The 12504-nt window shown below is 54.0% G+C and carries 11 protein-coding genes; all 11 read right to left on the reverse strand.

Features of this window, described 5'->3' with window-relative positions:
• Positions 1-541 (reverse strand): ABC transporter ATP-binding protein (locus E3E42_RS08415; RefSeq protein WP_167904355.1); only part of this gene is annotated, 541 nt, incomplete at its 3' end.
• 5 nt (positions 542-546) lie between these two features.
• A complete protein-coding gene (locus tag E3E42_RS08420) occupies positions 547-1467 on the reverse strand; it encodes an ABC transporter permease (protein WP_167904070.1) in 921 nt (306 codons plus the stop codon).
• Between the two features lie 4 nt (positions 1468-1471).
• A complete protein-coding gene (locus E3E42_RS08425) occupies positions 1472-3022 on the reverse strand; it encodes an ABC transporter permease subunit (RefSeq protein WP_167904072.1) in 1551 nt (516 codons plus the stop codon).
• A complete protein-coding gene (locus E3E42_RS08430; RefSeq protein ID WP_167904074.1) occupies positions 3019-4254 on the reverse strand; it encodes a hypothetical protein in 1236 nt (411 codons plus the stop codon). Before E3E42_RS08430 ends, E3E42_RS08425 begins: the two co-directional genes overlap by 4 nt.
• A 384-nt stretch (positions 4255-4638) precedes the next feature.
• Positions 4639-5820, reverse strand: a complete 1182-nt coding sequence (locus tag E3E42_RS08435) for an ABC transporter permease (protein ID WP_167904076.1) — start codon at positions 5818-5820, stop codon at positions 4639-4641.
• A gap of 3 nt (positions 5821-5823) precedes the next feature.
• Positions 5824-6861: a hypothetical protein gene (locus E3E42_RS08440; RefSeq protein ID WP_167904077.1), complete on the reverse strand. Its 1038-nt coding sequence runs from the start codon at positions 6859-6861 to the stop codon at positions 5824-5826.
• A gap of 196 nt (positions 6862-7057) precedes the next feature.
• Complete coding sequence (locus tag E3E42_RS08445; protein ID WP_167904078.1) at positions 7058-8035, reverse strand: ABC transporter ATP-binding protein; 978 nt, start codon at positions 8033-8035, stop codon at positions 7058-7060.
• A 9-nt stretch (positions 8036-8044) separates the two neighbouring features.
• Positions 8045-8842, reverse strand: a complete 798-nt coding sequence (locus E3E42_RS08450) for an ABC transporter permease (RefSeq protein WP_167904356.1) — start codon at positions 8840-8842, stop codon at positions 8045-8047.
• A 44-nt stretch (positions 8843-8886) separates the two neighbouring features.
• Complete coding sequence (locus tag E3E42_RS08455; RefSeq protein ID WP_148883074.1) at positions 8887-9561, reverse strand: TIGR00153 family protein; 675 nt, start codon at positions 9559-9561, stop codon at positions 8887-8889.
• Between the two features lie 4 nt (positions 9562-9565).
• Entirely contained in the window at positions 9566-10735 is a 1170-nt protein-coding gene (locus tag E3E42_RS08460) for an inorganic phosphate transporter (protein WP_206206088.1), read from the reverse strand.
• 148 nt (positions 10736-10883) lie between these two features.
• Positions 10884-12503: a metallophosphoesterase gene (locus E3E42_RS08465; protein WP_167904357.1), complete on the reverse strand. Its 1620-nt coding sequence runs from the start codon at positions 12501-12503 to the stop codon at positions 10884-10886.
• Position 12504: the final 1 nt, after the last annotated feature.

Genomic DNA, 12504 nt, shown 5'->3' on the forward strand with positions numbered 1-12504 from the left:
TCTCCTTGAACTCCGCTATCCCCGTCGGGTCGAGGCCGGTCATGGGTTCATCGAGGATAAGAAGCTCAGGGTCGTTGATGAGCGCCTGGGCGAGGAGCAGACGCTGACGCATACCCTTCGAGAACTTGCCGACCTTCCGGTTCCTTGCTTCCTTCAAACCAACAAGTTCGAGGAGTTCATTGATGCGCTTCCCCTTCTCGGTTTTTGGTATTTTGAAAGCGTCGGCGATGATGTCCAGCGTCTGCTCGGGAGTCAGAAAATCCCAGAGCGTGGCGTGCTCCGGCATATAGCCTACGCGTTTCTTGGCCTCAACGAGCTGGTTCTCGTCAAACCTTCCGTCCCTGAAGACCTCCTCGCCGAAAAGTTCTATGCGTCCTTCCTGAGGAAAGATTAGACCGAGGGTGCTGAGGATTGTCGTACTCTTCCCGGCACCGTTTGGGCCGAGGAAGCCGTAAACTTGACCCGGCTTCACCTCAAGGTTAAGCCCATCGAGGGCGCGAACGTCCTTATAAACCTTAACTAGATTCTCAATCCTCATCATCGCCATCACCTCAAATCCATCTTTCTGAACCTGAAGATGGCCAGTCCGAGGTAAACAGGAATAAGCCCGGCTATGATGCCCGCCTGGGCCCGGTTGTCGGCTATGGCCCGCTTAACCCCAAGATATTCAACGGTATAGGTGCCGTCGTCGTTGAAGGTGGTTCTCTCAATTCCTTTGAGAATGTCGAGCATGAGCACCTGGGGGACGTAAAAGAGGTATCTGAGGTGGTACTCCCTGTAAAGCTCGTCCAGGCGCTCGCGATAGGCCTTTTTCTCCTCCGGCGAAAGCTTGCTGAAGTCCCCCCATTTCTGAATTCCGAACTCCTCCTGGGCCTTGTCCTCGGCGAAGCCGTCCACGATCTGGGGCATGACGAGGCCGGTAACGAAGAACAGAACCAGAGCCAGCCCCAGGGCGGTGTTGGTGGAGCGCACGAACGTGGAAATCAGGAGACCAAGGGCCAGGAGCTGAAGCATCGCGAGGAGAACAAGACCGTTCGATAGGGTTATGTCCGCCAGCAGGGAAGAGCTCAGTGCGAGCCCGTAGTACTTCGTTATCGCGAAGGACAGGAGGGTGGCGAAGATTATCGCCACGACTATGCTGAGCGCCTGGCCGAGGAACTTGCCGAGCAGGTATGAGATCCTGCCAATGGGCTTGCTGAGGGCAACCCGGACCGTTCCGTTCTCAAGATCCGAGTTCAAAGCGGTGGCGCCGGCCATGAGGGCATAGACACCGATGAAGAGGAACGCACTGACGACGACGTAGCCTATGACGCTCGTGACGAGCACCTCTTCCGGATTTGTGGCCCCTTCGAGGTTGTCCTTGACCTCTCTAAAGGCCATGGCGTAGATCAGCAAAATCAAAACCAGTATCAGCCAGAACTTCCTCGTCCGCAGGCTCTTCTTCAGCTCCAGCTCAAATCCCCACATGCTATCACCTCAGATCTGCTTTTCTGAACTTCACCCAGGAGACGGTGAGGTAGGCGAGAGTTGGAAGGATAAGCATGGCCATATTGGCCTTGTAATCCAGAACCTCACTGACCGGCCCCGGCGGAAGGCTACGCTTTGGGGAGACGGCCATATTAAGGACCATGTACTGCGCGGAAGGGCTTGGAACAAGCAGGGCGTTCCTTGAGAGCACTTCGATGGGGCTGCCGTTCCCGGCCCCCGCCAGAGAGGCCGTGATGACAAGGAGGGGAGCAACAAAGCCCACGAGGAACGCCAGGAGAACGGAAAAAATGAGGGCTTTTCTGCCCCTCATGAAAGCTGACAGCAGATAACCGAGCGCCAAATACTGAAGGAGCGAGAGGAAAAGCAGAGAACCAAAGACCAGGCCGAGTTCGAGGGTTTTACTTGACGGGGCGCCAAGATGAAGGGCGTAGGCTATAACCAAGGCAACGTAAAGAGCCACACCAAGGGATACTGCGAGGGCATCGCTCAGGAGCGTTCCAAGGAAGAAGTCCTTTCTCCTCAGGGGCTTGCTTAGAAGAACCCTTACGGTGCCGTTATCAATGGTCGAGCTTATCGAAAGCGCCCCCAGCGGGAGAACCACAAGGGGTAGGAGGGAGCCGTTCAGAGTTGAAATTAGGGCGTTGAGAAGGCCCGGACTACCGTAGTTCAGGTAGTACTTATCGAGAGTCCCTTTGCTCAGGAGTGCCATCAAAGCCGTGAAGGCAACAAAGGCCATGAAGCGCCTGCTCTGAAGGCTTAACCCGAGGAAAACACCGTAAAGCCCGCTGGGAGAGAAGGAAACTCCCGGAACCGACAATGGCCCGGGGCTTCTAAGCTCTCTCCTCCGGAACAGCTCCATTCCGGCGAGCGATAGAGCAATGGAGAGGGCGAAAAGCTCGGCAATCACTCTGTAGGATACGGAGACGCCCCCTCCAATGGAAACGGCCCTCTCAAGGTAAGCGGTTGGAACGAAAGAGTAGTCAGATTTTCCGAGGAGTAGGAGCATGACAAAGGCCCCCAGCCCGAGGAAGACTCCGGAATCGCGGGAGGTCGAGAAGGGAAGGAGGAAAAGGACGATTCCAACAACGCCGACCAGCGAGAGCGAAAGGGCGAGCGAGCCGACGAGGTAATCCCTAACCGCGAAGCCGTGAGCCAGCATTGCGAGCGCTCCAGAGAGTGCAATTCCAAGGGTGGAGATTAGAACGAGCTTCAACCCCTCCGAGATCCAGCCGAGAAAGTAGCGCCTCCTCGTGAGGGGTTTCGATAACATTAGCACAACGTTGCCCCGCTCGAAATCCGAACCGAAGCGCGAGAGAAGTAAGATCAGCAGGAGGGGCATGAAGAGGAACTTGAGAAAGTTGGGGAGCCACTTGGTGAGCAGATCGGCGGTGACAAGGCGGGCAAGCTCCTCTGTCGGAATATTCGGGTAGTGGGCGGTAAATCTGGAAACGTCTATCTCGACAGCTATGATGGACACGATGGCGGCTAAGGCAGCGAAAAGGTGCTGGAGCCTGGAAAGACCGTGGCCACTCATCGTGAATACCACCCCGAAAAGTCCATCTTGGAAAGCCTGAGCCTCGCCAGAAGAAGAACCGGGGCAGAGAGCAGAACAAAAACCGCCGTGAGAGCAAAAGAGGCCTCCCCGATCGCAGGGGCAAGGAGAAGTGCGAGAACCGGCAGAAAAATCATGGCCCCTTTCCGCGTGAAGAGGGCCAGCAGGAACACCAGCGCGGAGAGGAAGAAGGCCACCGAAAAGGAGTAACCCACGAAGGGGACGAGGAACAGGGAGAGCGAAACGGCTATGAGAAATCTCAGAATGACATAGTCCCTTCCCACGGGTTTGCTGAGAACTAACGTGGGGTTTTCGGATAGTATATCGATTGCCGTGAGGGGGAGAAGAAAGAGGAGAAAGAATCCCCTGAGTGGAGGGTCGAGGGGGAGGACTGCTAGGGCAAGCAGAGCGGGAAAAGTCCGCATCGCCCAGAGGTTGGCAAGCTCCTTTCTGAGCCACCACGGCAAAAACCCGAGATAAAGTGAAGGGGGAGAAGGTCTCAAAATAGCGCCTGGTTCAAGGCGAATGAACAGGGCCAGAGAGACCAAAGTTAAAACCGTGAAAAACGAGAGCACCAGTGCCACCCTCAACAGAGCGTCGCCGATGGCACCGATAGAGACGTCCCTGGCGAAGAGCTCGAGCTGTGCACCGGGTGAGAAGAAGGCGTAGCTCGCGTAACGCCTCTCAATCTGCGAGACGAGGGCTGAGTACTCGGTTCGTTTTGCACCATAATCCTCCAGGCTGTGGACTCCAAGAACCTGCTGAGCGGTGTCCTGAGCCTTCAGCTGGATAAAGCCAGGGGGGACAAAGGTGAGCAGGAGGAACATTAGGACACCAACTACGGCCGTTTTCCTCGGATCCCTCGTGAGCAGGGCCGTAATGTAGCCCATTGGAAGAAAGGGGAGGGCAAAGAGAGCGTAGAGGGCGGAGACCTCCTCCAAAAAGGTAAAGGGTAGCACGAGGAGAGTAGCCAAGACAAGGTGGGAGAGAAAGAAGTCAAGGTAGATGGAACTCCTCTTCAGGGGTTTTGATAGGAGCAGTTCGAGGTTGTTGGAGATGCTCCTGGGGAAAAGGGCGGAGAACAGAAAGCCGATGAGAAAGTAGGGGACAACAGGAAGAACATCTCCAAGGAAAGGACTAAGGACTAAAGCCGTGAGGAAGACGAGCGCGGGTTTCCCTTTGAGCCGGTTCATTTCCAACTTGAAGGTGAACATAGTTATCCCCAGGTGAATGTGGTGAAAAAATTTAAAAAAGTAATGTACCAACTAAAACGGATCCAAGTCACACAGATCCAGTTCTCCGCAGGTATCGATTAAGATGCAACCTCCGCCGTCATATCCACAGTCGTCCCAGAGCCTGCAGCCTCCATTGTCTTCTATGCACGAATCGCTAAGCCAGCATTCAGGTTGAACATCGTAGGATCCTTTGTTCAGCCGTCGAAACATTGCCGACATCCCCTTCCCCGGTCATCCATTGTTCAACTGGAATACTGGTAGTGGGCGGTAAATCTGGAGACGTCTATCTCGACTGCCAAGGCTGGGAAGAGGGAGATTATGGCGAGCTTAACCTTCATTTTGGTAACCCCCGCTAAAGAGCAATCATAGTTGAACTCCAGAAGTTTCAACGTACTCAAATAGATTCGAAACCGCAACTGCTAAGAAAGCAATAACCGCCACTGGAGCCATCACCCACCACCAGTAACGCCCCATCAACGCACCTTGCTTGAGGGCCTCTGCGATATAGGATCCCCAATTATTACCTGGAATTATGTTGAACAATCCCAGTACCGAGATAAAAGCCATAACCCTTGGGAAGAGCATGGTGACATAGGGAACTGTGTAACTAAGCACAATAGGGAGGATATGCCTGAATATCACATAAATGTCCGAAGCGCCTATGCTTTTACTAGCTGCTATGTATTCCTTTACCTTTTCATTTTCCACTATGCCCCGTATAGAGTTGGAGTACTGGCTGAAAAAGAACATAGATACAATAATCCCGGTGAGCCAGTCCGGGACCACAAGTTTTGTGTACGCACCAACACGGGAAACGGCATAGATTATGACCAGTACAAGGGGAATTGCTGGAATTGAGTTAAAAGCATCCACTATAACCGTCACCGCATCACCCAAAACGTTCCTGTGATAGCCGGAGATTACACCAAATGGTAGCCCAATGAGAATCACGAACGACACAGTAAAGACCGTTAGTACAAGAGTACCCCACGTGGACTTTACAAAACCAACCCAAAGATCCCTGCCGTATCCATCAGTGCCGAGCAGACCGTACGCGTTGCCGAATAGTATGGCCCTCCCCACCTCCATCCGAAAAATGTAATCCCCCTTTAGAAAAGTCCCGTTTTCAGAAAGAAAGAGGAGCTGGGTTGGTTGGTAAAGGATAAGTGCCGTCTCGTCGAGTCCCAGCTCTCTGGCAAAGGCCCTGACCTCAGCAGCCAAGGTTGTGTTGGAATTAACACTTCCATTTCCCGAGAGTCTGATTGAGCGACCATCGGGACGGGTTATAACAAGCGTAGCTTTTGAAAGCACCAAGTTAGTGGGTAGTGCTTCCACAGACACCACAAATTCTCCCTGCCCACCTAATCTGAGCGCCCCCATATCTGCACTCGGATGCCAAACAGGAAGGGCGTTTTTTGGGTAATCCTTCCAGTAGAGCCGGTCGTCCCAATGCTCCATATCTGATGAAGAGACTGAGCAATGTGCACCCACTAAGAACGCAATAAAGACCGCAATCATAAGAACTCCCCTTCTGTTTGCCCTCATATCTTACCCCACCCTCGGGTCAAGTTTAGGTTTAATGAACTCGATAGATACCGAAATGATGAGGTTCAGCACTATAAACACCAGAAGAGGAAAGGCAAAGAGACTTGGAATAAAATAGAAAGTTTCAGCCATGGCGCCCGAAAAGCTCGAAGCTATCATCTGACCCAGTCCCCCTAATCGGAAGAGGTAATCAACAACAATGACCATACCCTCAACCTCAATTAAGTGGGAAAACCATACGGAGAGGGCGGGTACCGAGATTGCTTTAAAGACAGACAACAAAATCCGGTTTTCAGGAAGTCCCACAGCCCGTTTGTAGCTGACGTAGGGACTGAGGATTTCCCGCCTTAGCAACATATAGAACTCCACAGCAAGACGCCAAAAAGACATAAGGACAACTGTAAGGACTGGAAGTATCATGGCCTTTAGAACAGTCAAAATTCCCGCACCGGGGCCGGGAGAGATAAGAATATCATCGGGAAGTGCTGAGTATATGACAAGAAGTATGAAAACAACCCCCAACCACCAAACAGAGATACCCGAAATTACCCTGGAGAAGATACTCAAAATGCCTGCTACCCTCTGGCTTCTCAATGCCCAAAAAGCAACCACCACCGAGAGAAGGACTAAAACAATCTCCGAGACAAGAAGAAAAATGAACGTACGCAGAAAGGCTTCCCTCCTTGATATAGCAAAATGTCTATGTTCAATTTTTCTCCACATTTCATCTTTTGGAGGAGCCAACGAGGATATCAGTGCATCGAATCCCACGACAACCGTCGGGGTTACAAGTTCGGGGTGCTTTTTGGGCGCTATATACTTCAAGTAGTAATCACCCGGCTCCATGCCTAGCCGGGTGGCGTTTTCATAGAGTTCAAGGTAATCGGGATAATCAAGAAGCTCGTTCCTTGCCTGCTGTTCAAGTCCCGCTTTAACACCGGTTCCCACTAGAAAAGCGACTAGCACAAGCACCAATGTAAATCTCACCGCAACCCTGAACAGCCCCAACGAGTTGTGCAATTCACACTCCTCCATCTCCACCGAATTCCAGTGTTGGGAGCGTGGTAAGTCCAGCCATCACCACAGCAGTAAACGCGCGCAAAATCGTACAACTCAGCTTCAGAGCAGTGCCGTTAATGCCCATCACACCACCGAACATTGAGTACCATTGTAGTTCATAAAATTTTCGATAGAATCAAATAAAACCGGGTTATGAACTGAACACCGATGATTAAATCTAACCGCCAAACAGAATCATGAACACGTCCTCCAGGGACAGGTTCTCAACCCTCACGCTCAGCACTTTGCCTGAGGGGAACCTGGAGAGGAACTCATTGACCTCAGTGGACTTGAGGTAGGCAGTGACGTGGGTGAAATTACCCTTCCTGATGCACCTGACGAGGTAGCCTCCAGGGCACGGAGCGGAGCCCTCAACCACGAGGAGAACCTTCCTGTCAAAGTCCACCTCGAGCTTCCTGCTTATCTCCTCGGGCTTTCCTTCCAGGATAGGCCTCTTGTTGAAGAGCAGAACCCTGTCGCTCAGCTTCTCCGCCTCCGAAAGGTCGTGGGTGGTGAGGATAACCGTTGTCCCAAAGTCACGGACGAGGGCCATTATTGCGTCATGTATCTCGCTCTTGGTTATCACGTCGAGGAAAACCGTCGGCTCGTCGAGTATCAGGTACTTGGGCCTCACCACCAGGGCGGAGGCTATGTAAACCTTCTGCTTCATTCCGGCCGAGAGCTTCTGGTACCACTCGTCCCTCTTCTCCCACAGGTTCAGTAGCTTGAGCGCGTACTCTATGCGCTCCCCTATCTCACCCTCGGGGACCTTCCACAGCCTCGCGATGAACTGGAGGTTTCGTTGAACGCTCAGACGCCACTGGAATATGCCCCACATGTCCCTCTCGCCGGTGAAAACCGTGAACATCTCACCAGCAACTTTGCCGTGCTCCCTAAAGCTGTCGTGGCCGTCGATGAGCAGTTTTCCGGAACTCGGCTCGAGGAGGCCGTTGGCGATTTTGCAGAGGGTTGTCTTTCCCGCGCCGTTGGGGCCGAGGAGGCCGAATATCTCCCCCTCCCTCACCCGGAAGCTCAGGTCTATGAGGGCTGGAATCTCTTCCCTGGGCTTTCCGAGAAAATCGCGGAGGCTACCCAGATCGAAGAAGCCCCTGAAAGGGGGAGGATAGTACTTGGTGAGATGCTCGGCTTCTATCATCTGACCACCTCACACGTGCCCGAGGGTGCCCAGCTGCATCGCCTTCCCAACGCCCCACCGAAAGGTCGCGATTCCGATGAGGAGCATGATAGTAGTGGTCAGGGCAAGATTCACGAAGCTGGGCCAGATCTGGGACACTGAATAGCCCCCGCCCATCGTCAGCCTGGCCATCTCAAGAATGTACCTCTCGGGGTGTATCCTGGAAATGGGCTGGAGCCACCAGGGGAGGGCCTCAGGAGGGAAGTAGAGACCGCTCACGAGCTGGGAGGTAAGGTTGAGGAACCAGTTTATCGGGTCCTGCCTGGCCTTGGTCGCCGCCCGAAAGCCTGCTGAAAAAAGTTCAAGGGCGAAGGTGAGGGTGAAGCCCGCGAGGATAACGAGCAGGGCACCGAGGTTGATGTGTATGACCAGGCCGTAGAAGAGAACGAAGATCACGGTTATCAGGCCCATTATCATGAGGCTCCAGACGACGTTCCAGGCGTTTATTCCCACGAAGATCGCCACCATTCCGGCGGGAGAGGCGTAGAGCATCGGGAAGCTCCGCCCAATCAGGAGCTTGGAAAGGCTGCCCCGCGGAAGGAATATTATGTTGTGCACGATGAAGCCTATCAGAAAGAACTGGAGGAAAGAGTCGGTTCCGTACTGCTCGATGTTGGCGTCTATCGTCACCAGGCTGGCGAATATCCCCATCACCGCAACCTGGATTAGAAGGCCTATCAGATAGCTGACCACGTCCCAGCGGTAGCTGAAAAAGACCTCCCTCTGAATGTTGAAGAACTCGCGGACTATTCTAAGGCCGTCCTTCATTCCCACCGAAAAAAGTTAGAAGGGAGGTTTAAAAGAATATCGGCTCACTTGTTCATCATGAGCCTTATCCTCTCGGCGGCGTCTTTGGCCTTGTCAGAGATGTTGCTGAGCGTTCTGGCGATGTTGAGGATGTAGAAGCCGTCGCCCCAGCTCATCGAGTCGGCGTTCTCGAAGACGAGCTGCATGAGCTTCGTATCGAGGCCGTCTATCTTGTTCTCAACGCTCTCTATCTGCCTGATTATCTCGTACTCCCGCTCTATCTCGCCCTCGGTGAAACCGCTCTCTATAACGCGGTCCATCTGGACTATGGCCTCGTGGACGAGTTTTGCCGCCTTGATGCTCTCCATACCCATCTCGAGAATTATGTCCTTGGCCTCCGTCGGGACGCAGTCGGGCTTCTTGACGAGCAGCCACTTCGCAGTGTCTTCAGCGGCATCCGCCACCTTGTCCTGCATGTGGAGGTAGATTATGACGTCCTCCCTCGCGACGGCCATCATGAGCTTCGAGCTGAGGGAGTCCCTTATCTCCTCCTTTATCCTGTCGGCAACGTCCTCAAGGCGGTCAACCTCGATGGCAAACTCCCTCATACCCTCGTAGTCGCACGCGTACCATGCCTGAAGCGCCTTCTCGAGCGTTTCGACGGTGTTGAGCACGACATCAGCGTGCTTTATGAGGGGCTTGAATGGGCTCTTCGCGAAGAGCTTAGTCCACACCTGCATGATATCACCCCACGATCATCAGGAGCTTGAATATGGCCGCGCTTATCAGACCCGCGACCGGAACGGTAACAAACCAGGAGATTATTATATCCCTAACGATGTCTTTGTTTATTGCCTTTACTCCCCTCGCAAGGCCTATTCCTATGACCGCGCCGACCACCGTGTGGGTCGTCGAGATTGGCAGTCCGAGCCAGCTGGCGGCGAGGACAACGGTCGCTGCAGAGAAGTCAATGGTGAAGCCGCGGGTGTTGGTGAGCTCGGTTATCTTCTTGCCGACCGTTTCCATGACCCTGTAACCGTAGGTGGCGACACCAACCGCTATTCCGAGACCGCCCATCGCAAGTATCCACTTAGGGACGGGAACCTGCATGCCGCCGAGACCCATCGTGGCTACCGCGTAGACGGCCGCGACCGGCCCTATAGCGTTGGCAACGTCGTTGGCGCCGTGGGCCAAAGCCACGTAGCCGGAGGTTACGACCTGCGCCTTCCGGAATATCGCCTCGACGCCTATGAAGGGGTCGCTGCTCGGGAAGCGGAGCTTTATCAGGAGGTACGTTACCACGAACACGATTATGCCCAGCGGGACGCCGTACATGAGAACTCCCGTCTTGAGGTCCTTCCCGTGGAGAACCTTGATGTAGAACATGGTTCCAATGACGACGAACGCCAGCCCAATCCAGAACGGGGACCATATCCTGGCGCTCCTGACGGGGTCCTTTCTCTCGAAGATGCTCTTCGTGAAGGCTTTGAAGATGAAGTAGGCCATTATGGCGCCGATTATCGGTGAGAGAATCCAGCTGAGAACGACCTGACCCATCTTGCCCCAGTTCACTATCGCGGTGCCGGCGTAGACTATTCCGTAGCCCGCTATGCCGCCTATGATGGAATGGGTAGTCGAGACCGGTAGGCCGAACTTGGTGGCCACTATTAGCCATATCGTGGCCGCGAGAAGGGCCGCAACGGAGCCATACACGAGGACCATCGGGTCGGTTATCATCGTCGGGTCTAGGATGCCCTTCCTTATCGTCTCCGTGACGCTCTTTCCGAAGAAGTACGCACCTGTGAACTCAAGGAGGCCAGCTATTATAACCGCCTGCTTCGGGGTTATCGCCTTGGCGCCGACGGCAGTGCTCATGGAGTTTGCGGCGTCGTTGGCACCTATCGCCCAGGCCATCGAAAATCCCAGCACCACGGTTATCAGCAACCATACGTCCACACTCACCACCGGGAGGGACTCGAGGGCGGCATATAAATACCTTGTCGCAGTAGAATATAGCTAGCTACCATGAACTATATAGGTCTAAATAGAATAAAGAGAAAAGTTAGGACTCAACCTTGATAGGTTCGACACTTATGTTGCCATCGGCCATCATTCCAAGCTTGACGTAGTGATAAAAGCCCCCCTCGTCCGGCTTTGCGTAGAGAGGAGCGCCTCCCGCGCCGGTTACTATGTAGTGGACTCCCTCGATGGTTCCGTTCCAGAACATGTGGATGTGGCTGAAGATTCCAAAGGCGTTGTACTCCCCCATCAGTTCCAGCAACTTCTTCCCGTCGGTGGGGTTCATGCCGTGGTCGCCGTTCGGCCTTGGATCCTTAGGTGGAGCGTGCATCACCATCACGGGCCTCTTGCCCATGGCCTTAGCCCTCTCAAGCTCGTTCTGAAGCCAGCTCCACTGCTCGTCGCTCAGCCCGTAGTCGTTTTCGACATTGTTCATGAAGATGTAGTAGTAATCCCCGAGGACGAAGGAATAGTCCGTTGGACCGAAGAGCTGGTGGTAGACGTTTATGCCCTCCCCGCGATACTCGTGGTTTCCGACCGCTATGAAAATCGGCTTGTTCCACTTCCACTCCTTCAGCAGGGCCGCCCACTCGTCAACCTTGCCCGAATAGACCAGGTCTCCACCGTCCATCACGAAAACGGCGTTATTCTCGTTCATCCTGTCCCTCAGCTGCAGGAAAGCCTTCGGAACCTCCGTGCCGCCGTCCGGCCTGTGGTCACCGAAGGCAAAAACCGTGTAGTCTCCGATGTCTTTTGGAACGATGCTGAAGGAAGACTCCGAAGTCGTGAATCTGACCCACGTATCGCCGGTCTCGACTCCCTCGGGCAGGTTCAGCACCGAGGGGTTGGTGTTCTCGATAACGTAGGTAAGTGCAGCCCCTGTTCCGTCTTTAACCTCCACGCTGACGTTGAAGCCGAGGGCACGGATGTAAACCGTGGAGCCGTTGACGAGCCTGATAAAGCCTCCCTTTACGGTGACGTTCTCGCCGTCAACGACCCGCCAGTAGTATATGAACGGCTCCCTGCTCCTGAAAGAGCCAAGGTACCAGTGTTCACCGTCGTCTGGAATTCCGTTCCAGTTGTTGTCCCCTATGACCTTGAGGAGAATCCCCTCAAACTCGCCGCTCCTCAGAACATCGTCCGTTCTAAGGGATGCCCCGTTCCTGAGGTTCATAGCGTACTCAATGGCCGCGCCAGCGCCAGCCTTGCTGGTGCCTGTGAAGACGAAATACGCCTTTCCGTCCTTATTGAAGGCCGCAAAAACGCCCTTGTCTTTTCCAACGAACTTGACGCCGAACTTGTAGACTATGTAACCAAAGTAGTCGTTGACCGTTATTAGTATCGGTTTTCCCCTGAGGATCTCTCTAGCATCCGCCGGGGACAGCACTGCAACCCCACCCTCGTACTGGCTCGCGGGGAGTATCTGCGCGTTCGGGAAGTAGTGCTTCGCGAGATCCTCGTAGCCCTCGCTGACGTAAACCTTGGAAGCGTCGGCAAGGCTGCTCCACTGGGCCAGAACCTGTCCCTTCTCGTAGCTCCCGAAGTCTATTCCACCGGAGGGCGAGGTAGCTGTGGTGGAAGTCTCCGTTGGAGTGCTCTGGCTTATGCATCCCGACACCAGCACGATGAAAACCAGGAGAATTCCAAAAACGGCTTTCTTCATT

The sequence above is a fragment of the Thermococcus sp. JdF3 genome, from assembly GCF_012027495.1.
GTDB lineage: Archaea > Methanobacteriota_B > Thermococci > Thermococcales > Thermococcaceae > Thermococcus.

Excerpts from the sequence above, each read along its gene's own strand:
- E3E42_RS08435 (WP_167904076.1), bottom strand. The coding sequence starts at position 5,820 with ATGAGGGCAAACAGAAGGGGAGTTCTTATGATTGCGGTCTTTATTGCG.
- E3E42_RS08460 (WP_206206088.1), bottom strand. The coding sequence starts at position 10,735 with ATGGCCTGGGCGATAGGTGCCAACGACGCCGCAAACTCCATGAGCACT.
- E3E42_RS08445 (WP_167904078.1), bottom strand. The coding sequence starts at position 8,035 with ATGATAGAAGCCGAGCATCTCACCAAGTACTATCCTCCCCCTTTCAGG.
- E3E42_RS08430 (WP_167904074.1), bottom strand. The coding sequence starts at position 4,254 with ATGTTCACCTTCAAGTTGGAAATGAACCGGCTCAAAGGGAAACCCGCG.
- E3E42_RS08455 (WP_148883074.1), bottom strand. The coding sequence starts at position 9,561 with ATGCAGGTGTGGACTAAGCTCTTCGCGAAGAGCCCATTCAAGCCCCTC.
- E3E42_RS08420 (WP_167904070.1), bottom strand. The coding sequence starts at position 1,467 with ATGTGGGGATTTGAGCTGGAGCTGAAGAAGAGCCTGCGGACGAGGAAG.
- E3E42_RS08425 (WP_167904072.1), bottom strand. The coding sequence starts at position 3,022 with ATGAGTGGCCACGGTCTTTCCAGGCTCCAGCACCTTTTCGCTGCCTTA.
- E3E42_RS08465 (WP_167904357.1), bottom strand. The coding sequence starts at position 12,503 with ATGAAGAAAGCCGTTTTTGGAATTCTCCTGGTTTTCATCGTGCTGGTG.
- E3E42_RS08450 (WP_167904356.1), bottom strand. The coding sequence starts at position 8,842 with ATGAAGGACGGCCTTAGAATAGTCCGCGAGTTCTTCAACATTCAGAGG.